Source organism: Cupriavidus sp. SK-4 (genome assembly GCF_000611125.1).
In the GTDB taxonomy this organism is placed as follows: domain Bacteria; phylum Pseudomonadota; class Gammaproteobacteria; order Burkholderiales; family Burkholderiaceae; genus Cupriavidus; species Cupriavidus necator.
Genome location: NZ_JFJW01000076.1, coordinates 16,818 through 36,856, shown reverse-complemented (window position 1 = coordinate 36,856; position 20,039 = coordinate 16,818). Strand labels below are relative to the sequence as shown.

Annotated in this window: 24 protein-coding genes; 9 read left to right on the top strand and 15 right to left on the bottom strand. The window is 68.2% G+C overall.

The features are described from left to right. Positions 1-83 precede the first annotated feature (83 nt). A complete protein-coding gene (gene pyrE, locus CF68_RS16315) occupies positions 84-770 on the bottom strand; it encodes an orotate phosphoribosyltransferase (protein WP_152548499.1) in 687 nt (228 codons plus the stop codon). 27 nt (positions 771-797) lie between these two features. On the opposite strand from pyrE, the gene CF68_RS16310 reads away from it, so the two are divergent. Beyond that, a complete protein-coding gene (locus CF68_RS16310) occupies positions 798-1,574 on the top strand; it encodes an exodeoxyribonuclease III (RefSeq protein ID WP_035820557.1) in 777 nt (258 codons plus the stop codon). Between the two features lie 9 nt (positions 1,575-1,583). On the opposite strand, the gene CF68_RS16305 is transcribed toward CF68_RS16310, so the two are convergent. Both CF68_RS16305 and CF68_RS16300 read right to left on the bottom strand, forming a co-directional pair. After that, positions 1,584-1,985, bottom strand: a complete 402-nt coding sequence (locus CF68_RS16305; RefSeq protein ID WP_035820555.1) for a type II toxin-antitoxin system MqsA family antitoxin — start codon at positions 1,983-1,985, stop codon at positions 1,584-1,586. Further along, positions 1,957-2,295, bottom strand: coding sequence for a type II toxin-antitoxin system MqsR family toxin (locus CF68_RS16300; RefSeq protein WP_051591551.1), 339 nt, complete (start codon positions 2,293-2,295; stop codon positions 1,957-1,959). The genes CF68_RS16305 and CF68_RS16300 overlap by 29 nt, the downstream gene beginning before the upstream one ends. 172 nt (positions 2,296-2,467) lie before the next feature. On the opposite strand from CF68_RS16300, the gene argC reads away from it, so the two are divergent. Further along, positions 2,468-3,415, top strand: a complete 948-nt coding sequence (argC, locus tag CF68_RS16295) for an N-acetyl-gamma-glutamyl-phosphate reductase (protein WP_035820552.1) — start codon at positions 2,468-2,470, stop codon at positions 3,413-3,415. A gap of 69 nt (positions 3,416-3,484) precedes the next feature. Here the strand turns inward: argC and CF68_RS16290 are convergent, their stop codons facing one another. After that, positions 3,485-4,447, bottom strand: coding sequence for a M48 family metallopeptidase (locus tag CF68_RS16290; protein ID WP_035820549.1), 963 nt, complete (start codon positions 4,445-4,447; stop codon positions 3,485-3,487). Between the two features lie 150 nt (positions 4,448-4,597). Here CF68_RS16290 and CF68_RS16285 point away from each other — a divergent pair, with 150 nt between their 5' ends. Continuing rightward, positions 4,598-5,857 (top strand): muropeptide transporter, encoded by a 1,260-nt coding sequence (locus CF68_RS16285; protein ID WP_035820546.1) that lies wholly within the window; start codon positions 4,598-4,600, stop codon positions 5,855-5,857. Positions 5,858-5,870: 13 nt separating this feature from the next. Here CF68_RS16285 and CF68_RS16280 read toward each other — a convergent pair whose 3' ends face one another. Together CF68_RS16280 and CF68_RS16275 are read right to left on the bottom strand one after the other, a co-directional pair. Then, complete coding sequence (locus CF68_RS16280) at positions 5,871-6,719, bottom strand: acyl-CoA thioesterase II (protein ID WP_035820543.1); 849 nt, start codon at positions 6,717-6,719, stop codon at positions 5,871-5,873. Between the two features lie 124 nt (positions 6,720-6,843). Then, on the bottom strand, positions 6,844-7,731 hold the full coding sequence (locus CF68_RS16275; RefSeq protein WP_035820540.1) for a DMT family transporter: 888 nt from the start codon (positions 7,729-7,731) through the stop codon (positions 6,844-6,846). Positions 7,732-7,840: 109 nt separating this feature from the next. On the opposite strand from CF68_RS16275, the gene CF68_RS16270 reads away from it, so the two are divergent. Then, positions 7,841-8,755 carry a LysR family transcriptional regulator gene (locus CF68_RS16270; RefSeq protein ID WP_035820538.1) on the top strand — a complete coding sequence of 305 codons (915 nt, stop codon included), beginning with the start codon at positions 7,841-7,843 and terminating at the stop codon, positions 8,753-8,755. Here CF68_RS16270 and CF68_RS16265 read toward each other — a convergent pair whose 3' ends face one another. Next, positions 8,756-9,346, bottom strand: a complete 591-nt coding sequence (locus tag CF68_RS16265; RefSeq protein ID WP_035820534.1) for a TetR/AcrR family transcriptional regulator — start codon at positions 9,344-9,346, stop codon at positions 8,756-8,758. Between the two features lie 65 nt (positions 9,347-9,411). Here CF68_RS16265 and CF68_RS16260 point away from each other — a divergent pair, with 65 nt between their 5' ends. After that, positions 9,412-9,840 (top strand): VOC family protein, encoded by a 429-nt coding sequence (locus CF68_RS16260; protein WP_035820532.1) that lies wholly within the window; start codon positions 9,412-9,414, stop codon positions 9,838-9,840. Between the two features lie 10 nt (positions 9,841-9,850). Here the strand turns inward: CF68_RS16260 and metW are convergent, their stop codons facing one another. From metW to argB, 5 genes are all read right to left on the bottom strand, one after another. Next, positions 9,851-10,462 (bottom strand): methionine biosynthesis protein MetW, encoded by a 612-nt coding sequence (gene metW, locus CF68_RS16255; RefSeq protein ID WP_010813300.1) that lies wholly within the window; start codon positions 10,460-10,462, stop codon positions 9,851-9,853. After that, positions 10,459-11,640: a homoserine O-acetyltransferase gene (locus CF68_RS16250; protein WP_035820529.1), complete on the bottom strand. Its 1,182-nt coding sequence runs from the start codon at positions 11,638-11,640 to the stop codon at positions 10,459-10,461. The genes metW and CF68_RS16250 overlap by 4 nt, the downstream gene beginning before the upstream one ends. Positions 11,641-11,915: 275 nt before the next feature. After that, the gene (slmA, locus tag CF68_RS16245; RefSeq protein ID WP_035820526.1) at positions 11,916-12,587 is read right to left on the bottom strand and encodes a nucleoid occlusion factor SlmA; all 672 of its coding nucleotides are present in this window, start codon (positions 12,585-12,587) and stop codon (positions 11,916-11,918) included. Further along, positions 12,584-13,522 carry a pyrimidine 5'-nucleotidase gene (locus CF68_RS16240; RefSeq protein WP_035820653.1) on the bottom strand — a complete coding sequence of 313 codons (939 nt, stop codon included), beginning with the start codon at positions 13,520-13,522 and terminating at the stop codon, positions 12,584-12,586. The genes slmA and CF68_RS16240 overlap by 4 nt, the downstream gene beginning before the upstream one ends. Positions 13,523-13,593: 71 nt before the next feature. Next, complete coding sequence (gene argB / locus CF68_RS16235) at positions 13,594-14,511, bottom strand: acetylglutamate kinase (protein WP_010813296.1); 918 nt, start codon at positions 14,509-14,511, stop codon at positions 13,594-13,596. Positions 14,512-14,865: 354 nt separating this feature from the next. On the opposite strand from argB, the gene CF68_RS16230 reads away from it, so the two are divergent. Beyond that, a complete protein-coding gene (locus CF68_RS16230; protein WP_035820523.1) occupies positions 14,866-15,096 on the top strand; it encodes a cysteine-rich CWC family protein in 231 nt (76 codons plus the stop codon). Here the strand turns inward: CF68_RS16230 and CF68_RS16225 are convergent. After that, a complete protein-coding gene (locus CF68_RS16225; protein ID WP_035820651.1) occupies positions 15,069-15,599 on the bottom strand; it encodes a DMT family transporter in 531 nt (176 codons plus the stop codon). The two genes, CF68_RS16230 and CF68_RS16225, sit on opposite strands and share 28 nt — an antisense overlap. A 93-nt stretch (positions 15,600-15,692) precedes the next feature. Between CF68_RS16225 and CF68_RS16220 the strand changes: the two genes are divergently transcribed. Beyond that, on the top strand, positions 15,693-16,628 hold the full coding sequence (locus CF68_RS16220) for a LysR family transcriptional regulator (RefSeq protein ID WP_035820521.1): 936 nt from the start codon (positions 15,693-15,695) through the stop codon (positions 16,626-16,628). A 185-nt stretch (positions 16,629-16,813) separates the two neighbouring features. On the opposite strand, the gene CF68_RS16215 is transcribed toward CF68_RS16220, so the two are convergent. Beyond that, positions 16,814-17,302 (bottom strand): copper chaperone PCu(A)C, encoded by a 489-nt coding sequence (locus CF68_RS16215; RefSeq protein ID WP_035820519.1) that lies wholly within the window; start codon positions 17,300-17,302, stop codon positions 16,814-16,816. A gap of 176 nt (positions 17,303-17,478) precedes the next feature. Here CF68_RS16215 and CF68_RS16210 point away from each other — a divergent pair, with 176 nt between their 5' ends. Further along, on the top strand, positions 17,479-18,873 hold the full coding sequence (locus CF68_RS16210; RefSeq protein WP_035820516.1) for an ATP-binding protein: 1,395 nt from the start codon (positions 17,479-17,481) through the stop codon (positions 18,871-18,873). Beyond that, entirely contained in the window at positions 18,870-19,481 is a 612-nt protein-coding gene (locus tag CF68_RS16205) for a response regulator transcription factor (RefSeq protein WP_011614398.1), read from the top strand. The genes CF68_RS16210 and CF68_RS16205 overlap by 4 nt, the downstream gene beginning before the upstream one ends. 74 nt (positions 19,482-19,555) lie before the next feature. Here CF68_RS16205 and CF68_RS16200 read toward each other — a convergent pair whose 3' ends face one another. After that, positions 19,556-19,849: a hypothetical protein gene (locus CF68_RS16200; RefSeq protein WP_035820514.1), complete on the bottom strand. Its 294-nt coding sequence runs from the start codon at positions 19,847-19,849 to the stop codon at positions 19,556-19,558. Positions 19,850-20,039 lie beyond the last annotated feature (190 nt).

Below are 20,039 nucleotides of genomic sequence, written 5' to 3'. Positions count from 1 at the left end.
TCCCTCCCAGTCTGAAAGTCAGCCGTCCGCCCGCTGTCTGCGGATTGGGCGCCGGTGTCCGGCGCCCATGTTCATCAACGGTTTCAGACGCCGTAGCGCTGACGATAGGCCGCCACGGCCTCGCGCGAAGCCCCCAGCGCCGGGTCCTGCGACGCATCCAGGTACGCCAGCAGGTCCTTCAGGCTGGCGATCGCGATCACCGGGATGCCGAATTCGCGCTGCACGTCCTGCACCGCGGAATGGGTGCCGACCTGCTCGGCGGTACCGCTCTTTTCCATGCGGTCCAGTGCGATCAGCACCGCGGCCGGCTCGGCGCCGGCGGCGCGGATCATGTTCACCGATTCGCGCACCGAGGTGCCGGCGGAGATCACGTCGTCGACAATGACCACCTTGCCCTGCAGCTTGGCCCCGACCAGCGTGCCGCCTTCGCCGTGGTCCTTGGCTTCCTTGCGGTTGTAGGCGAAGCCGACGTCACGTCCCATGCCAGCCAGCGCCACCGCGGTGGCCGACGCCAGCGTGATGCCCTTGTAGGCCGGCCCGAACAGCACGTCGAACTGCACGCCCGAGGCCAGCAGCGTTTTGGCATAGAATTGCGCCACCTCGCCCAGCATCGCGCCCTGGTTGAACAGGCCGGCGTTGAAGAAGTAAGGCGACTTGCGGCCGGCCTTGGTGACGAACTCGCCAAACGACAGCACGCCCGCATCGAGCGCAAAGCGGATAAAGGTCTGGCTGAGATCGGCACCCGCGGGCGGTTTCTGCTGCGTCATCATTTCTCTCTGAATTCAAAATTTCCCCGAATGTTACGGATTATCAGCGCCAACCTCAACGGCATCCGCTCCGCGTCGAAGAAGGGCTTTTTCGACTGGATGGGCAAGCAGGACGCAGACATGGTCTGTGTGCAGGAACTGAAGGCGCAGGCCGCCGACATGACGGAAGCGTTCCTTGCGCCACATGGCTACCACGGCTATTTCCACTATGCCGAGAAGAAGGGCTACAGCGGCGTGGGCCTTTACACGCGCCATCAGCCCGAGCGCGTGGTCACCGGCTTCGGCATTCCCGAGTTCGACAACGAAGGCCGCTATGTGGAAGTGCAGTACCCGCACCTGGCGGTGATCTCGGTGTACGTGCCGTCCGGCTCCAGCGGCGAGGAGCGCCAGCAGGCCAAGTTCCGCTTCATGGAGGCCTTCCTGCCGCACCTGCTGCAACTGAATGCAAGCGGGCGCGAGATCGTGCTGTGCGGTGACGTCAACATTGCGCACAAGGAAATCGACATCAAGAACTGGAAGGGCAACCTGAAGAACTCAGGTTTCCTGCCGGAAGAGCGCGCCTGGATCGGCGAACTGTTCGACAGCCACGGCTATGTCGACGTGTTCCGCAAGCTGGACCCGCGCCCCGACCAGTACACCTGGTGGAGCAACCGCGGCCAGGCCTACGCCAAGAACGTCGGCTGGCGCATCGACTACCACCTGGCCACGCCCAGGATCGCCGACACCGCGCATCTTTGCTCGATCTACAAGGACGAGAAGTTCAGCGACCACGCGCCGCTGTCGATCGACTACGACTTCCCGCTCTGAGCATGGCGCTTACGCCGCCCGGATCTCTTCGAGCAGTTCCGGGTGGCGGTCAAGCAGCCTGAGCAGCTTGACCAGCGCCAGCGGCGGCTTGGTCCGGCCGGTCTCGTAGCGCGAGAACGCGTTGACACCGCCGCCGAAGATCTCGGCGGCCTCACGCTGGTCGAGGCGGAGTTTCTTGCGCACGCCGGTGATGTAGGCAGGCTCGACAAATGCGGCGTTGACCTGGCGGTTGAACGCGTTCATCAGCTTCATCACCCGGTCGCTCTCCTGCCAGTCGGTCACGGATTCGCCGCATTCCGGGCAGAACTCGCCGCGCACGGCTTCCAGGACCGTGGTTTCGCCACGATAGGTGTAGGGGACATCGCGCACGTCGGCCACCAGTTCAGCCGCGCCGCACACGGGGCATTTCATTTTGCTCAGCTCCTTCATCGTCCTTGAACGACACGACCAGCAGGTCTTCAGTCACGGTCAGCTTCAGGTACACCCCGCCGTATGGTGTCACCGGGCGGTAGACGTCCTGCCAGACGGTGTGATTGGCATAGGCCGTCATGCTCTTGTAGAAATCGGCACTGCTCAGGCCCGCGACCACCTGTGCCAGCCCGGCCATGTCAAAGCCGAGTGCCGATGCGCCCTCACGCGCGCACCGGGTGACGCGCACCCGCTTTGCTCCAATCAACTCCCTGACCCGCCAGAGCAGGTAATGCGCCGTCCCCTTTTCCATGCAAATTAACCTACTTGGTTATATCCTGCAAGCCAGGAACTGTGCCAGATCGCAATAATCCCATCGGTACAAACCCCTGCGACCAGCCCCCATCCCCGCTACAATGCAGGTTCCCTATCGCATGCGGCAGGGGACGTTTCGCATTTCCCGCACCTCATTGAGTGAGTCAGCCATGGTTTTCAAAGTGTTCGTCGATGGTCAGGAAGGCACCACCGGTCTCCGGCTGCTTGACTATCTCTCCGGCCGTTCCGACGTGGAACTGCTGCGCATTGCCGATGACAAGCGCAAGGACCCGGCCGAACGAGCACGATTCCTGAACGCCGCCGACGTCGCCTTCCTGTGCCTGCCCGATGCGGCCTCGCGCGAGGCGGTATCGCTGGTGACCAACCCGAACACCTGCGTGATCGACGCCAGCACGGCGTTCCGCACCACCGACAGCTGGGCCTACGGCCTGCCCGAGCTGGCGCGCGGCCAGCGCGAGAAGATCCGCGACAGCAAGCGCATTGCGGTGCCGGGCTGCCACGCCAGCGCCTTCGTGCTGGCAGTGCGTCCGCTGGTGGATGCCGGTGTGCTGCCGGCCGACTATCCGGTTTCGGCGTTCTCGCTGACCGGCTACAGCGGCGGCGGCAAGTCGATGATTGCCGAGTTCGAAGCCGGCGGTAACCCGAAGCTGGACAGCCCGCGCCCGTACGCGCTGGGCCTGGAACACAAGCACCTGCCCGAGATGCGCGTACAGGCCGGCCTGGCGCAGGCGCCGGTCTTCAACCCGATCGTCGGCAACTTCCTGAAGGGCCTGGCGGTGACCGTGCCGGTGTTCACGGACCGGCTGGCGCGCAAGGTCAGCGCCGAGCAGATCGTCGAGATCTACCGCAAGCACTATGAAGGCGAGCAGTTCGTGCGCGTGATGCCGTACAACAGCGCCGACAACCTCGACGGCGGCTTCTTCGACGTGCAGGCCAACAACGACACCAACCGTGTCGACCTGTTCGTGTTCGGCAATGCCGAGCGCCTGAACCTGGTGGCCCGCCTGGACAACCTGGGCAAGGGTGCGGCCGGCGCGGCGGTGCAATGCATGAACGTGCATGTGGGCGCCGACGAGGCCACGGGGCTGCGCGCCTGACGCGGCAGCAAGCCTGAATGAGGAAAAAGCCGGCATTGCCGGCTTTTTTCATTTGCGTCAGCGGACCGCTCAGCGTTGCAGCGGCTTCTGCCGGTCGTCGTCGCCGCTGTCCACCGGCGCGCCGCCCAGGCCCGCCATATTGGCGCGGTATGGGGGCAGCTTGTCCACCGTGGTATTGCTCGCGCGCGCGTAGAGCGGCAGCACCTCCGGCAGGTGCTTCTCCAGGTCGGCGATGCGGCTGCGCCCGGACGGATGCGTGGACAGGAACTCTGTGCCGGACTGGCTCACCTTGCCCATCTTCTGCCACAGCGACACCGCGGCGCGCGGGTCGTAGCCGGCGCGCGCGGCGATATCCATGCCGACCAGGTCCGCCTCGGACTCATCCGCGCGCGAGAAGCGCAGCGTCAGCAGGTGGGCGCCGGTGCCCAGCGCCATATTGCCAAGGTTGCCGAAGCCGAACAGCTGCGAGATCACGTTGGCGCCGAGGTTGGTGATCTCGGACTTGGCGGCGCGCTCGCGCGCATGCTCCTGCAGCGCGTGGGCGATCTCGTGGCCCATCGCCATGGCGATCTCGTCGTCGGTCAGCTTGAGCTGGTCGAGCAAGCCGGTATAGAACGCGATCTTGCCGCCCGGCATGCAGAACGCATTGACCTGTTTGGAGCCGATCAGGTTGATCTCCCACTGCCACTGCCGTGCGCGCTCGTTCCAGCGTGCGGTCTGCGGCAGCAGCCGCTTGCCGATGGTGCGCAGGCGTACCAGCTGCGGGTTGTCGGCGGCGGCCAGTGCATGCTTGGCGATGGCTTCCTGCTTGAGCTGCTCGTATTCCTGCGCGGCCTGCTGCTCGATGGCCTCGACCGGCACGATCTTGCGCACGGCCGAGCCGCTGCGGTCCAGCCGGATGCCGCCAGCCTCGCTGTCCTGCGCCTGGGCGGGCAGGCACCAGGCCATGGGCGCCGCCACCGCGGCCAGCGCCAGCGCGCGGACCAGCCGGTCACGGGTAGGACGCTGAACACCTTGCAGGCGGCGGAGCATTTGCGGTTCCTCGGACGCAGTGGAAGACCAGGCAGGCGGATCGGTGATCCGCGGCAACCATGCCGTGCCGCATGTGGCGGGCAGGCAAACAGGTGATGCAATAATACACGGCGCCCGCGCAGCCGCGCGGCGCTTCACGCCGGCCCGTTCATGACCTTCCAGACCTATCTCGATATCTTCCGCAACCGCCGCATCGGCGCCATGCTGGCGCTGGGCTTCGCCTCCGGGCTGCCGCTGGCGCTGACCTCCGGCACCCTGCAGGCATGGATGACGGTCGAGGGGCTGGATATCAAGACCATCGGCTTCTTCTCGCTGGTGGGCCAGGCCTATATCTTCAAGTTCCTGTGGGCGCCGCTGATGGACCGCTACACGCCGCCGCTGCTGGGGCGCCGGCGTGGCTGGCTGCTGGTGACGCAGCTGGGGCTGGTGCTGGGCATCGCCGGCATGGCCTTCTGCCCGCCGCGCGAGGCGCTGTGGACGCTGGCGGCGCTGGCCACGCTGGTGGCCTTCCTGTCGGCGTCGCAGGACATCGTCTTCGACGCCTACAGCACCGACGTGCTGCGCCCGCCCGAGCGCGGCGCCGGCGCCGCGGTGAAGGTGCTGGGCTACCGGCTGGCGATGCTGGTCTCGGGCGGCCTGGCGTTGTGGCTGGCCGACCGCGTGCTGGGCTGGCAGCAGACCTACCTGCTGATGGCGGCACTGATGGGCGTGGGCATCGTCACGCTGCTGTGGGCGCCGGAACCGGACGTGCCCGCGCGCGCGCCGCGCTCGCTGGAAGAGGCGGTGGTAGGGCCGCTGCGCGACTTCTTTGGCCGCCAGGGCGCGTGGTGGCTGCTGCTGCTGATCGTGCTGTACAAGCTCGGCGACGCCTTTGCCGGCAGCCTGTCGACCACCTTCCTGATCCGCGGCGTGGGCTTCTCGGCGGGCGAGGTGGGCATCGTCAACAAGACCCTGGGGCTGGCCGCCACCATCATCGGCGCGCTGTTCGGCGGCACCCTGATGGTGCGCCTGGGCCTGTACCGCTCGCTGATGCTGTTCGGCGTGCTGCAGGCGGTATCGAACCTGGGCTACTGGATCCTGGCGGTGACGCCGCCGCACCTGTGGACCATGGGGACGGCCATTGCGATCGAGAACCTGTGCGGGGGCATGGGCACGGCGGCCTTCGTGGCGCTGCTGATGACGCTGTGCAACCGCTCGTTCTCGGCCACGCAGTACGCGCTGCTGTCGGCGCTGGCGTCGGTGGGCCGAGTCTATGTGGGGCCCTCCTCGGGCTATATGGTCGAGGCCTGGGGCTGGGCGCCGTTCTACCTGGGCACGGTGGTGGTGGCGCTGCCCGGCGTGATGCTGCTCTGGGCCATGCGCCACACCGTGCATCGCTATGAGGCCCAGGCGCGCGAAGCGATCGCCTGAGCCCGCGCCTGCCTCACTCCTTGTAGTAGACGATCTGGTGCGAGCTGGTGATCAGCTCGCCGCCGGCGCTCCATAGCTGCGCGCGCTGGTCGAAGAAGCCCTGCCTGAACACCTGCGCCTGCGCGCTGGCCAGCACGTGGCTGTCGCCCAGCGCCGCCAGCGTGGCCGCATCGGCATGGAAATAAGTGGTCATCGACACCGTGCCGGCCGGCACGAAGCCCGCGCGCTTGAGGAAGATGCGCGGGTAGAAGCTGTCGGCCCAGGCCGCCACCGCGGCAAAGTCCGGCGTGCGCGCCGGCGCGTCGCGCAGCCAGAACTGCGTCAGGCTGTCCGGGTGCTCGGTGCCGGCCTCGGTGGCCGGCTTGGCGCCGCGCACCGGACGCATCTCGTAGGACTTGAGCCAGCGCACCGGCGCAAACCCGCTCATGGCCGGGAGGGTGTGGGCCGCTGGCACCTCCGGCATCAATGCCTCGCCGCAGGCCCAGGTCTCGCGGCGCACCGCAAACATGGCGGTGGCAGTGGTGGCCACGGCATCGCCCTGGCGCAGCTCCAGCGTCCAGTGCTGGGTCGAGCGGTTGGTGCGCACCGGGCGCGCCTCGATCTCGAACGGGCCCTCGGCGATCGGCCCGGCAAAGTTGACCGTCAGCGAGACCGGGTCGCCCAGGCGCTGCGGATGGTCCAGCGCCGCCTGCAGCAGCGTGGCGGCGGTGATGCCGCCGAACGGACCGATCATGTTCCAGTACTCGGGCGTGGTGCGGCCCAGGAAGCAGTGCTCGCCGGCCGGCTCCAGCGCCAGCGCGTCGTCAAAGGGATGGAGCGGGCTGGCGGCGGTGGCCGCCTGGGTCTGGGGCGCAGTGGGCATGGCTGGTATGGGTTGGTGACTCGCAGGGAATAGCACGATCGTTCGATCCGCTGCCTACACTAACCGTAGTCAGCGTTCGGGTCAAGACGGCAGTCCTCCAGCCGCTGGAACCATCGCGCCCGCATCAGCCTTGCACCCGCCGCCGCAGCGGCAGGCTCCAGCCCAGCTGGTTGGCGACCACGCCCAGCAGCACCAGCGCCATGCCGGCGACCTGCAGCGGCCCCAGCACCACGCCGAACACCATCACGTCGATGACGATCGCGACCAGCGGATAGATGAAGGACAGCGTTGCGATCGACACCACGGTAAGGCGCTGGAAGGCGCCATACAGTAGCGTGTACATCACGCCCGTATGCACCAGCCCCAGCGCCAGCAGCGCGGCCCAGGTGCCGGTGCCGTAGCTGCCCGCAGCAGGATGCGCCAGCGGTGCCAGCATCAACACTCCCAGCACCATCTGCAACCCGGCAATCTGGCCTGGCGGGATGGCCTGCAGCCGGCGCGTGGCCAGGGTCGTCACCGCATACAGCAGTGCGGCCAGCAGGCCCAGGCCGATGCCGGCCAGCATCGCTGTGTCAGTGGCGCCATGCTCCAGCCCGGTGATCAGCATCACCCCGGCAAAGGCCAGCACCAGCCATGGCAGCCGCGCGAACGGGAACGGCTCGCGCTGGATCACCGAGGTCAGCAGCAGCAGGAAGAACGGCTGGGTGTGGTAGACCACCGTGGCAATGGCGATGCCGCTGTACGCATACGCCGAGAACAGCGCCAGCCAGTTGAGCACCAGCGTGACGCCGCCCAGCGCCAGCCAGCCAAGCTGCGCGCGGCTCATCCGCACCCAGCCGCGCTGCAGCGTCAGCACGCCCAGCAGCGCCGCGCCGCCGAACAGGCAGCGGAAGAAGACCACATCGAGCGGCGGTTGGCCGCTGGTGACCACGAACCAGCCGATGGTGCCAGACAGCAGCATGGCCGCGACCATGCGCCAGGCGCCGCCTGGCAAGGGTTGTTGGGTAGGCATGACAGACTCCGGTCAGACAATGGCGCATTGTTCCACCATGCAATCTGCTCAACAATCCCGTCATTACTCAATTAGTATTTGATCTGAAGTCAAAGAATGAGGACGTGCAATGCCGGATATGCCACTTAATGCGATGGCCGTGTTTGCACGCGTGGTCGAATGCGGCAGCTTCTCGGCTGCCGCACTCGACCTGGGCATGACCCCATCGGCGGTCAGCCGGCACGTCTCCCGGCTGGAAGCCACGCTCGGTGCCAGCCTGCTGCAGCGGACCACGCGCGCCTTTGCGCTGACCGAGCTGGGCCAGTCGGTCTACGCCGCCTGCGCCCGCATGACCGCCGCCGCGCGCGAGGTCACCGCGCTCGCCGGCGAGCACGGCGGCTCGCCGCATGGCGTGCTGCGCGTGAGCGCGCCGGTCTCGTTCGGGCAGGCCTGGCTGGCGCCGCGGCTGCCGGCGCTGCTGGCCAAATACCCGGGGCTGGACCTGCAGCTGACGCTGGCCGACCGCATGGTCGACCTGGTCGAAGAAGGGATGGACGTGGCCGTACGCATCGCGCGCGAACTGGCGCCCGGGCTGGCCGCGCGCCCGCTGCGCGAGGTGCGCTACCGGCTGGTGGCCTCGCCCGGCTACCTGGCCCGCCACGGCACGCCGGCCACGCCCGCCGACCTTCCCGCCGCGCGCTGCCTGTACCTGGGCTACGGCAACTTCGGTGAGCGCTGGACCATGCGCCACCAGGCCGGCGGCGAGAAAGTGGAGGTGCGCATCCCGCCGCGCCTGACGCTGAACAACAGCCTGGCGATCATGAGCATGGTGGAGCGCGATACCGGCATCGGGCTGGTGCCGGACTTCTCGTTGGGCGATGCGCTGGACCAGGGCCGGGTCGTCACCGTGCTGGCCGACTGGGACATCCTCGAGCCCTACATCGGCACGGCCTACGCGGTCTACACGCCCACCCGGCATGTACCGCCCAAGGTGCGCGCCTTTGTCGATCACCTGGCCGGCACCGCCGGCGACGCGCCGCGCTGATCACCGCGCCGACTGGCCCAGGACCCGGCGCAGCAGCCACAGCATCGCGCCGCGCACGCGCACGGCATCGGCCCCGGCCTCGATCTCCAGCGCGGCGCGGTCGAACGCCGCCGACAGCAGCGGCGCCACGTCGCCCTGCGGATCCAGGCCAGCGGCCTCCAGCCCCTCACGCAGCGTGCGGGCGGCGTTGGCGTCGTCCAGCGCGAGCGTTTCGCGCAGTCCCAGCACCGCCGGCCCTTCCACCAGCAGCAGGCGCGTGCGGCCCGGCACTGTCATGGCCTCCAGGTAGGCCTGCGCCCCGGCGATCAGGGCGTCCGCGGCATCCAGTCCTGCGGGCGCCGCGGCTTCAATATCGTCCGCCACGGCAGCAGCCTCCTCCGCCAGCACGTGCCGGAACAGGTCGCGCTTGTCGGCGAAATGGTGGTACAGCGCGCCGCGCGTGATGCCGGCGGCGGCGCAGACGTCAGGGGTGGAGGTGTCCCCATAGCCGCGGCTGACAAACAGCGCGCGCGCGGCATCGAGCAGCGCCTGCCGGGTTGCCTCGGTACGTTCGCGGTTGGATCGGGCCACGCATAGCCTCCTTGCATACATGCAGCCTGTATCTTAATATGGATTTACATACAGACTGCATGTATCTGAACGACAGAGGAGCATCCATGAAAGTCAGCAGCTATTACCCCGTCATCATGACCGGCGAGGTTGCCGGCACTGCCGCGTTCTACCAGCGCCATTTCGGCTTTGTGGCGCTGTTCACCAGCGACTGGTACGTGCACCTGCAACTGGCCGGCGATGCGTCGGTCAACCTCGCGGTGCTGGACGGCAGCCACGAGACCATCCCCGCCCCGGCCCGCGGCCAGTGCGCAAAGGGATTGCTGCTGAACTTCGAGGTGGAAGACCCGGATGCGGTCCATGACCGCCTGCAGGCGGCCGGGCTGCCGATCCTGCTGCCGCTGCGCGACGAGGCCTTCGGGCAGCGGCATTTCATTACCGCCGACCCGAACGGCGTGCTGATCGACATCATCAAGCCGATCCCGCCGTCGGGAGAGTTTGCCGCGCAGTACGAGGCGGGCGCGCTGCCCGGCTGACGCGCCTGGCTCAGGCCGCGCAGACCCGGTACACCGCCAGGCTGCCGCGCCAGTTGCCGCCCCAGTTGACGGTCACGCCCTCGTGCATCACCACGCGGTCGATCACGCGCAGGCCGACCTTGGGCGCCAGCGCCTCGAAGTCGCTGATGGTCAGCACGCGCACGTTGGGCGTGTTGTACCACTGGTAGGGCAGCGATTCCGACACCGGCATGCGGCCGCGGAACACCGACAGCCGGTGCGGCCAGTAGCCGAAGTTCGGGAACGACACGATGCACTCGCGCCCCACCCGCAGCGTGTCGCGCAGCACCTGCGCGGTGTTGTGGATGGTCTGCAGCGTCTGCGACAGGATCACCGTGTCGAAGCTCTTGTCCTCGAACAGCGCCAGGCCGCCTTCCAGGTTCTGCTGGATGACATGAACGCCCTTCTGCGCGCACGCCAGCACGCCTTCATCGCGGATCTCGATGCCGTAGGCCTGCACGTCGAGCTCGTCCTGTAGCACGCGCAGCAGGCTGCCGTCGCCGCAGCCCAGGTCGAGCACGGTGGAATGGGGTTCGATCCAGCGCGCGATCGCGCGGAAATCGGGGCGCAGCGCCAGGATATTGGGATTGGCCAGGGCGTTCATGCGCCGATCTCCTCTGCGATGCGGTCGTAGTAGGCGCGCATCAGGTCGTGATAGCGCGGGTCGTCGAGCAGGAAGGCGTCGTGGCCGTGCGGCGCGTCGATCTCGGCGTACGAGACCGGGCGCTTGTTGTCCAGCAGCGCCTTGACCAGCTCGCGGCTGCGGCTGGGCGCAAAGCGCCAGTCGGTGCCGAAGCTCGCCACCAGGAAGCTGGCCTGGGTCTGCGCCATCGCGCGCGTCAGGTCGCCGCCGAAGGCCAGCGCCGGGTCGAAGTAGTCGAGCGCGCGCGTGATCAGCAGGTAGGTGTTGGCGTCGAAGTATTCGGCGAACTTGTCGCCCTGGTAGCGCAGGTAGCTCTCTACCTGGAATTCGACATCGAACGAGAAGCGGATGTCGTCGGTCTTCAGCTCGCGGCCGAACTTCTCGGCCATGTCCTCGTCCGACAGGTAGGTGATATGGCCGATCATGCGCGCCACGCGCAGGCCGCGCTTGGGCTTGACGCCATGCGCGTAGTAGTTGCCGCCGTGGAAATCGGGATCGGACAGGATGGCGCTGCGCGCGACCTCGTTGAAGGCGATGTTCTGCGCCGACAGCTTGGGCGTGGACGCAACCACGATGCAGTGGCGCAGGCGCTCCGGGTACATCAGGCTCCAGGCCACCGCCTGCATGCCGCCCAGGCTGCCGCCCATCACCGCGGCGAACTGCGTGATGCCGAACGCGTCGGCCACGAGCGCCTGTGCATTGACCCAGTCTTCCACCGTGACCACCGGGAACGCCGCGCCGTAGGGCGCGCCGGTGGCCGGGTTGAGGCTCATCGGTCCGGTCGAGCCGAAGCACGAGCCCAGGTTGTTGACGCCGATGACGAAAAAGCGATTGGTATCGAGCGGCTTGCCGGGCCCGACCATGTTGTCCCACCAGCCCACGTCGCGCGGGTCTTCCGCATAGACGCCGGCCACATGGTGCGAGGCATTGAGCGCGTGGCACACCAGCACCGCGTTGGAGCGGGCCGCATTGAGCGTGCCATAGGTCTCGACCATCAGGTCGTAGCCGGCAATGGACGAGCCGTTGCGCAGCTTCAGCGGCTCAGCAAAGTGCATGCGCTGCGGCGCAACCACGCCGACCGAATCGGGCGGCAGGTCGAACGCGGCAGGCGCGGCGGTCGGCAGGGCGACATCAGTCATGGAATCCGGCCCGTGGCGAACGGGCATAAAAAAAACCCGACCGGCATTTGCGTATGAAGCGTCGCAGCCAAGTCGGGATTCACTGGATTCCTTGCGGGATTCCGCGTGCCGGCGCCATCCACTACCGTGGTGGCATGGGGCGCCGACCCAACCTCTTTAGCCGCATTTGTAGTGGCAACCCGGAACTTGGTCCCTTGGCTGCCGCGCGCCCGCAAGCCAGTCATCAAATCGGCGCGACCGGGCAATTATAGAGCAATCGGCCCGGCGTGTTGATTTCACCCTAGCAAGACCCGCAGGTGCGCCTCGGCATGGTCCGACGGCGACTTGCGGAAGCCGCTCTTGGCATAGCGGTGCCACTGCCCCTGCACCGCCGCCATGATCAGCGCCGCGCGCGCCGGGATGTCGGCGTCCGCCGGGAACGCGGCCTGTGTCACCGCCATCTTCAGGCACTGGCGCAGCGAGGCCTCGATGCGGTCCACCACCTGGTTGATGCGCTCCTGCAGGCGTTCGTGCTCGCCCACCAGCGCCTCGCCGGTCAGCACGCGCGTCATGCCCGGGTTCTTCTCGGCAAACGACAGCAGCATGCGCACGATGGCATGGGCCTGGCGCAGGCCGTGCTCCTCCTTGTCGGTGATCTGGTTGATCAGGCCGAACACGGTCTGCTCGATAAAGCCGATCAGGCCCTCGTACATCTGCGCCTTGCTGGCGAAATGGCGGTACAGCGCCGCCTCGGACACGCTCAGGCGCGCAGCCAGCGCGGCCGTTGTGATCTTCTCCCCGCGCGGGTGCTCCAGCATGGTGGCCAGCGTCTGCAGGATCTGCACGCGGCGCTCGCCCGGGCGCGGGCGCTTGCGCACCGGCGTGGCCGGCGGCTGGGCTCCGTCCTGCGCATCCTGCGCACTGCCTGAAATGACCGCCTCTGGCTCGCGCCCGTTGCTTTGCGTCATGACCCGATTCTCCGCATTCGTCGTTGGAGTTGATGCATCGATTGTACTTTTATGTCCACATAGGCCGGCCGGTTCGGCACGCGGGCGCGCACGCGCCGCACGTTGTCGGGCTGCGCCTGCGGTGCCTGGGTCTCCGCGGCCACCAGCGTAACCGACTGCTCCTGCGCGGCGTGGCCGACATGGCGCCGGTCCTCTGCCTCCAGCGTCGAGCGTACCGCGGCATCGCGCCGGCTGCCGTCGTCGCGCACGGCGGGCACCTCATGCGGGCGCGATGGCGCGATCGTGCGCAGGTAGCCCGTCACCCACGCGGTGCGGATGCCGGTGCCGGCATAGCGCTTGAGGTGCGACATGGTGTCTTCCACCAGCACCGCGCGATGTGGCGCGATGCGGGTCTGCACCAGCAGCCGGCACAGCATGCGGCGGTCCGGCTTGGGCCGCAGGTGGCCATGCACCCACATCTGCTCGATTGCCACCACGCGCTCGAAGCAATGCCGTATGCCCGCTATCTCCAGCACCGCCCGCGCGTAGTCCTGCGGCGCATTGGTGACCAGGATCTTGCGCCCCGGCAGGCGCCGCAGGTGCGCGGCCAGCCCGCGCCGCACCCGCACCATGTCGGCCAACTCCGGGAATTCATGCGCGGCGCGCAGGAAGTCAGCCGGGTCCACGCCGTGGTGCCGGATCATGCCGAGCAGCGTGGCGCCGTAGCGCTGCCAGTAATCCACGCGCACGCGGCTGGCGGTGGCCTCGTCGCAGCCGAGCACGCGCGCCACGTAGGCGGTCATCAGCCGGTTGATGGCCGGGAAGATCGCATGCGAGGCGTCGTGCAGGGTGTTGTCGAGATCGAACAGCCAGACCGTATCGCCCGAGGTATTGCCCGCGGGGCGGCGGCAGAGGCGAGCGCGGACACGGCGCGGAGAAGGAAGACTGGAAGGCACGCCGGGCAACTCGGAGGGTGATGGGATGTCCGGGGCGGCCGGCCGCTGCCGGCACCGCCCCGAGGCTCCGCTCAGTGCGAGCGGATCATGGTGCCGAAGGCCTGCTCGGTCAGGATTTCCAGCAGCAGCGAATGCTCAATGCGGCCGTCGATGATGTGCACCGAATGCACGCCGCTCTTGGCCGCGTCCAGCGCCGACGAGATCTTCGGCAGCATGCCGCCCGAGATGGTGCCGTCGGCGAACAGCTCTTCGATCTCGCGTGCGGACAGGTCGGTCAGCAGGTTGCCCTTCTTGTCCATCACGCCCGGGATGTTGGTCATCATCACCAGCTTCTCGGCCTTCAGGATCTCGGCCATCTTGCCGGCAACCACGTCGGCGTTGATGTTGTAGGCCTGGCCGTCGTCGGAGAAGCCGATCGGCGAGATCACCGGGATAAAGGCGTCGTCCTGCAGCGCCTTGACCACCGCGGGGTTGATCGCCTCGATGTCGCCCACATAGCCGATATCGATGAAGGCGCCCGGGTTCTCGCGGTCCGGCATCTGCAGGCGCTTGGCGCGGATCAGGCCGCCGTCCTTGCCGGTCAGGCCCACGGCCTGGCCGCCGTACTGGTTGATCAGCATCACGATGTCCTGCTGGACTTCACCGCCCAGCACCCACTCGACCACTTCCATGGTCTCTTCGTCGGTGACGCGCATGCCCTGCACGAAGGTGCCGACCTTGCCGACCTTCTTCAGTGCCTCATCGATCTGCGGGCCGCCGCCGTGCACCACCACCGGGTTCATGCCGACCAGCTTGAGCAGGATCACGTCGCGCGCGAAGCCGTGCTTGAGCTTCTCTTCGGTCATGGCATTGCCGCCGTACTTGACCACGATGGTCTTGCCGTGGAACTTGCGGATATACGGCAGGGCCTCGGCGAGGATCTCGGCTTTCAGCGCGGGAGCAATGGCGGCCACCGTGGTTGCGGCAGGCCCGGGGTTGTCGGCGTTCATGGGGGACATCCGTGAGAATCAACAGGTATGATGGCTAATCGGCCACGTAGCCAGGGATAACCAACGGGGATCGCCCGAAAGTGCGCCATCCGGCCATGGCAGGCGCCGATTTTACAAGAAACCGCGCGGGGCGCGAGTCAACCGGCCGAACGTGGTCCCGCGAATTGCCTGCAAGCGGCGTGCAAGCGCCCCACGGGGCACCAACGCGTTCCGTCCACGCAACAACGTGCCGCCACCTCAGCCGTTTGGCTTGCGCCGCGGCACAGCGTTCCCCACCTTGACCATCATGCCCGCCGCCAGCCGCCTCTTGCCAGCCCGGATCCCCGACTTCCCGCCAGCGCCGGGAAGCCAGCCATGAGCGACCCCTCGGCCGTGCTGACCGGCCAGCTGCGCCCGGTCGAACATTGCAGCCACTGCGGCGCGGGCTTTGTCTGCGGCTACGTGGCGGGGCTGCCCGAGTGCTGGTGCGCCAGCCAGCCGCTGCTGCCGGCGCGGCGCATCGTGCCGGGCCAGCACTGCCTGTGTCCGGCCTGCCTGGCAGCGCGCCGGCAAGCGGCTCAGGAACCTGATTCCGCCGCTGGCTGAGGCGCCGGCCCGGGCCCTGCGGCGCTGCCCCACTGCATCACCAGCATCCCCGCCACGATCAGCGCCGCGCCCGCCAGCCGCGCCGGCGTGAGCGCGCGCACCGCAAAGCCGGCCAGCCCGAACTGGTCCACCAGCAGCGCCGCCAGCATCTGGCCCGCCACCACCGCGGCGATAAAACCCGCGGCGCCCAGCTTCGGCGCCATCATCAGCGCGGCCGAAATATAGAACACCCCCAGCACCCCTCCGATCCAGAGCCAGCCCGGCGCGCGCGCCAGTGCCGCTGGCGCCGGCAGTGGCACGCGCATCAGCCACAGCACGGGCAGCAGCGCCGCCAGGCTGACCAGCAGCGACACCAGCGTGGCCGACAGCGGATGCCCGAGCGTGCGCCCGAGGGTGGCATTGGCACCGGCCTGGAACGGGATCGCTGCGCCGGCCAGCACGGCCGTACCAAGCGGCAGCCAGAGTGAAATCGGGAGGGAAAACGGCAACTGGGTGCCTGACATGAAGCGCTCCATAGGGCAAGATGCGATGCCAGCAGTTTGAAATATCGCAATGCGAATTTCCAATTCTGCTTTCGTACGTTTATTATTCGCCGAATGAATAGCCTACGCGGAATCGACCTCAACCTGCTGGTGGTGCTCGAAGCACTGCTGGCCGAGCGCCATATCTCCCGCGCCGCGCTGCGGCTGCACCTGAGCCAGCCGGCGGTCAGCCACGCGCTCGGGCGGCTGCGGCAGCTGCTCGACGATCCCATCCTGGTGCGCGGCAAGGGCGGCCTGGTGCTGAGCGCGCGCGCCCATGAGCTGTCCGGCCCGCTCGCCGAGGCGCTGGCGCAGGTGCGCATCCTGCTGGGGCCGAGCGGCTTCCAGCCGGCCACCGCGCGGCGCAGCTTCCGGCTGGCCATGTCCGACTACGGCGCGCTGGTGGTGCTGCCGCGGCTGCTGCGCGCGGTGCGCAAGGCCGCGCCCAATATCGACCTGGTGGTGTCGCAGGCCAGCCGCGAAGGCATGACCGCTCAGGTGGCCGATGGCGAAATCGACATGGCGCTGGGCGTGTTCACCCACCAGCCGGAAGGCGTGAAATCCGCGGAGTTGTTCTGCGAGAGCTATGCCTGCGCGGTGGATGCCGCCACCGTGCGCGATACCGGCCGGCTCGACCAGGTGGCCTACCTGGCGCGCTCGCACGTGCTGGTGGCCACGCACAGCGAACGCATGGACGCGATCGACACCGCGGTGGCCAAGCTGGGGGGACGGCGCAAGATCGCCTGCGTGGTGCCGCACTGGAGCGTGGCACCGGCGCTGATCGCCGGGACCAACCTGGTGCTGACCACGGCGCGGCGCAGCCTGGCCGCGCTGGAGGAGGACCCGCGCTACGCCGTGTTCGCGCCGCCGTTTGCGCTGGACGACTTCACCTTCAGCATGATCTGGCACGAGCGCACCGAAGCCGATCCCGCCCACGCCTGGTTGCGCAAGCGCGTGCTGGCTGCGGCGGCCAGTCAGGAATTGGAAGAGCCGATCAGCTTGCGCGGCTGACGGCGCACCACTGGCTTGGCCGGCGCCGGCGGCCGTGACTCACGGCGCGGCGCGGGACTGGCAGGTGACTTGCTGGTTCCCGACTGGCCGCGAAAGACCAGCTTTTGGCGGGTGCCGTGCTGCTTGTTGGCCATGATGCTGGATGGATGGATGGCTGGATGGACGAGGCCGGGCCGGTCAGGCGCTCAGTGCTTGTGCTCGCCGTGGCTGCCGCTCGCGCCGGCGGCAGCGGGCACCATGTCACGCACTTCGGCCGTGACCTTCTGCTCGATCACCTTGCCCCCCTGCTCGATCTTCAGCGTGATGGGCACGGTGTCGCCCTTCTTCAGCTGCGACTTCAGGTCCATCAGCATCACGTGGTAGCCGCCCGGCTTCAGTTCGACGTCCTTCATCTTGGGCAGGTCCAGCGACTTGACCTGGCGCATGCGCATCACGTTGCCTTCCATCTTCATCTCGTGCAGCTCGGCCGCGGCCACCGGCGACGACACCCCGACCAGCTTCGCGTTGTCGTGCGCGTGCAGCACCATGAAGGCGCCGGAGGCAGTCTGGGTCGGCACCGTGCCGCGCACCCAGGCGTTGCTGACATCGACCTGGGCCAGCGCGGCGCCGGACGCCAGCGCGGCGGCGAGGGCGACCGATGCGGCCAGCGTGGCCGAGCGGAATTTGGCTTGCATGAAAGGCTCTCCTGAAAGCAGACATTAGACCATGGCGATGCCCGCCCGTGCATGCCCCAGGCAACCCCGCCATGCGGCGTACAGCCGGCTAGTCTGGCACCCTGCCCGGCGCGGCGCCAATGCGGCAAGGTGTCGCACGCACCGGTGCCCCGCGGCCGCATTGATACACTCGCGCCATGACCACCGCCGCAGCCGTGACCCGCTTGCCCGACCTCCCCTTCCTGTCGCCACTGCCGGCGGGCACCTCCGCCCGCCATGGCCAGGTGACGCTGCGCCGGCTGTTCTGGCTGCGCTGGGCACTGCTGGCGGGACAGGCGCTGACCGTGCTGAGCTGCGAGCCCATCGCCGGCATCCGCCTGCCCTACGGGCCGCTGCTGGTGGTGTTCGGCCTGCAGGCGCTGTTCAACCTGCTGACCGGCCTGCGCCTGCGCCAGCACACGCGGCGCAACAGCGCCCCCGGCGAGGCCGAGCTGATGGGCCAGCTGCTGGTGGACCTGACCGCGCTGTCGGCCATCCTGTTCTACACCGGCGGCGCGACCAACCCCTTTGTCTCGTTCTACCTGCCGGGGCTGGCCATTGCCGCCGCCATCCTGCCGTGGCGCCAGGTGATCGCGCTGGCGCTGTACGCGCTCGCCTGCTACACGCTGCTGCTGTTTGAATATGTGCCGCTGGACCTGCACAACCCGGACAACGCGGTGAACTACCACCTGGCCGGCATGTGGCTGAACTTCGTCGTCAGCGCGGTGATGATCGCGCTGTTCGTGGCGCGCCTGTCCGGCGTGCTGCGCCAGCGCGAGGCGCAGCTGAACCTGGCGCGCGAGCAGCTGCTGCGCGAGGCGCGCGTGGAAGACCTGAACGGCCAGGCCGCCGCGGTCGCGCATGAGATCGGCACGCCGCTGGCCACGCTGGCGGTCATCGCCGGCGAGCTGCGTGCAGATGCCTCCGACGCGGGCCGCGGCACTTCCGCAATCAACAGCTACCTGCCCGACCTGCAGACCATGGAACAGCAACTGGCGCTGTGCCGCACAACGCTCGCGCGCCTGCGCGAAGACCCGGCCACGCTGGCGCCCCAGCGCATCGACGGCTGGCTGCCGGCCTTTGCCGAGCGCTGGCAGCTGCGCCACCCCAACGCCGGCCTGCAGGCCAGTGCCACGCCGGGTGCCGGCGCGCAGGCGGTGGAAACCGCGCGCGTGGGCCAGATCCTGACCATCCTGCTGGACAACGCCGCGCGCAGCCAGCAAGGCGCCAGCCGCGGCCAGGAGCCGCTGCAGCTGCAGATCGCCATGGCGCCCGGCAATACCGCGCCGTGGCTGTCGTTCCGCATCGCCGACCACGGCGACGGCATTCCCGAGATGCTGCGCGGCCAGTTGGGCGAAACCCCGGTGGCCAGCCAGCACGGCGGCCAGGGCATCGGCCTGTACCTGGCGCAAAGCGCCGCCCGGCAGATGGGCGGCGAACTGGCCTGGCATGACCGCGCCGGCGGCGGCACCGTTGCCGAGCTGCGCCTGCCCGCGCTCTCCACCCTTTCCGCATCCGCCGCCACCGCCGCCACGGCACCACGAATCCCATGACCGACACCCTCACCCCGGTACCCGAAGCCACCGCACCGGCTGGCACGCCCTTCCTGGTCATCGACGACGACGAAGTCTTTGCCGGCACCCTGGCACGCGCGCTCACGCGACGCGGCTATGCCGTGCAGGTGGCGCATGACGGCCGCACCGCACTGGCGCTGGCATCACGCATCGAGTTTGCCTATGTCACGCTGGACCTGCACCTGGAGCCGCCACCGGACGCCGGCAGCACCGTGCCCGCCGAATCGGGACTGCAGCTGGTGTCGCCGCTGCGCCAGGCGTTGCCGGACGCACGCATCCTGATCCTGACCGGCTACGCCAGCATCGCCACCGCGGTGGCGGCGGTCAAGCAAGGCGCGGACGAATACCTGGCCAAGCCGGCCAATGTCGATTCGATCCTGACCGCGCTGATGGCGGGCGTGTCCGAAGATGCGGCACAGGCCGCGCTGGAAGAACCGGTGCCACTGTCGGTGGCGCGGCTGGAATGGGAGCATATCCAGCGCGTGCTGGCCGAGCATGACGGCAATATCTCCGCCACGGCACGGGCGCTGAACATGCACCGGCGCACCTTGCAGCGCAAGCTGGGCAAGCGGCCGGTGTCGCGGTAATTGTCACGGCAACAAGCAAAAAGGCCGCGCACAGGCGCGGCCTTTTGCATGCCCGATGGCAAGCGCCATCCGGGTTACAGGCGCAGCTGGACATAGTCCCAGTCCAGGCCCTCGGCACTGTCCTGTGGCGTGCTGCCTTGTGCGATGCGCATGGCATCGCCGGCATGGCGGTCCGCCAGCGTGAACAGCGCGCCCGAGTCCAGCGCCAGTGTTGCCGCCGCGGCAGCGGCCGCACCGACCGTGCCCGATTGCGCCGCTTCGGCAGCCGGAATGGCCGGACGCACACACAGGAACGCGGTCGCCGCCGCCAGTGCGGCCAGCAGGCCACCCGTGGCGAGCACTACCCGCCGGGTCTTGTAGTTGACCATCTGATTTCTCCTGCCAGTGAGTTGATGGGGATGCGGTGGCTCCCGCACCGGTCAATCGACCGTCAAGGTGCGCAAGGGTCGCATCGGCCGGCAGGGGTGCGCCAGCGGGCTTACCAATGCTTACGATGGTTACCGGGGTGTGGCAGGAGGAAACGCATGGACATTGAAATCCGTTCCCTGCACGCGGCGT

Coding starts and splice junctions, on each gene's coding strand:
- CF68_RS16215 (WP_035820519.1), bottom strand. CDS start 17,302: ATGCAAGCCAAATTCCGCTCGGCCACGCTGGCCGCATCGGTCGCCCTC.
- CF68_RS16230 (WP_035820523.1), top strand. CDS start 14,866: ATGAGCGACCCCTCGGCCGTGCTGACCGGCCAGCTGCGCCCGGTCGAA.
- argC (WP_035820552.1), top strand. CDS start 2,468: ATGGTTTTCAAAGTGTTCGTCGATGGTCAGGAAGGCACCACCGGTCTC.
- CF68_RS16200 (WP_035820514.1), bottom strand. CDS start 19,849: ATGGTCAACTACAAGACCCGGCGGGTAGTGCTCGCCACGGGTGGCCTG.
- slmA (WP_035820526.1), bottom strand. CDS start 12,587: ATGACGCAAAGCAACGGGCGCGAGCCAGAGGCGGTCATTTCAGGCAGT.
- CF68_RS16220 (WP_035820521.1), top strand. CDS start 15,693: ATGAATAGCCTACGCGGAATCGACCTCAACCTGCTGGTGGTGCTCGAA.
- CF68_RS16265 (WP_035820534.1), bottom strand. CDS start 9,346: ATGTATGCAAGGAGGCTATGCGTGGCCCGATCCAACCGCGAACGTACC.
- CF68_RS16285 (WP_035820546.1), top strand. CDS start 4,598: ATGACCTTCCAGACCTATCTCGATATCTTCCGCAACCGCCGCATCGGC.
- CF68_RS16260 (WP_035820532.1), top strand. CDS start 9,412: ATGAAAGTCAGCAGCTATTACCCCGTCATCATGACCGGCGAGGTTGCC.
- CF68_RS16300 (WP_051591551.1), bottom strand. CDS start 2,295: ATGGAAAAGGGGACGGCGCATTACCTGCTCTGGCGGGTCAGGGAGTTG.
- CF68_RS16225 (WP_035820651.1), bottom strand. CDS start 15,599: ATGTCAGGCACCCAGTTGCCGTTTTCCCTCCCGATTTCACTCTGGCTG.
- CF68_RS16270 (WP_035820538.1), top strand. CDS start 7,841: ATGCCGGATATGCCACTTAATGCGATGGCCGTGTTTGCACGCGTGGTC.
- CF68_RS16310 (WP_035820557.1), top strand. CDS start 798: ATGTTACGGATTATCAGCGCCAACCTCAACGGCATCCGCTCCGCGTCG.
- CF68_RS16305 (WP_035820555.1), bottom strand. CDS start 1,985: ATGAAATGCCCCGTGTGCGGCGCGGCTGAACTGGTGGCCGACGTGCGC.
- metW (WP_010813300.1), bottom strand. CDS start 10,462: ATGAACGCCCTGGCCAATCCCAATATCCTGGCGCTGCGCCCCGATTTC.
- CF68_RS16290 (WP_035820549.1), bottom strand. CDS start 4,447: ATGCTCCGCCGCCTGCAAGGTGTTCAGCGTCCTACCCGTGACCGGCTG.
- CF68_RS16280 (WP_035820543.1), bottom strand. CDS start 6,719: ATGCCCACTGCGCCCCAGACCCAGGCGGCCACCGCCGCCAGCCCGCTC.
- CF68_RS16210 (WP_035820516.1), top strand. CDS start 17,479: ATGACCACCGCCGCAGCCGTGACCCGCTTGCCCGACCTCCCCTTCCTG.
- CF68_RS16205 (WP_011614398.1), top strand. CDS start 18,870: ATGACCGACACCCTCACCCCGGTACCCGAAGCCACCGCACCGGCTGGC.
- CF68_RS16250 (WP_035820529.1), bottom strand. CDS start 11,640: ATGACTGATGTCGCCCTGCCGACCGCCGCGCCTGCCGCGTTCGACCTG.
- argB (WP_010813296.1), bottom strand. CDS start 14,511: ATGAACGCCGACAACCCCGGGCCTGCCGCAACCACGGTGGCCGCCATT.
- pyrE (WP_152548499.1), bottom strand. CDS start 770: ATGATGACGCAGCAGAAACCGCCCGCGGGTGCCGATCTCAGCCAGACC.
- CF68_RS16275 (WP_035820540.1), bottom strand. CDS start 7,731: ATGCCTACCCAACAACCCTTGCCAGGCGGCGCCTGGCGCATGGTCGCG.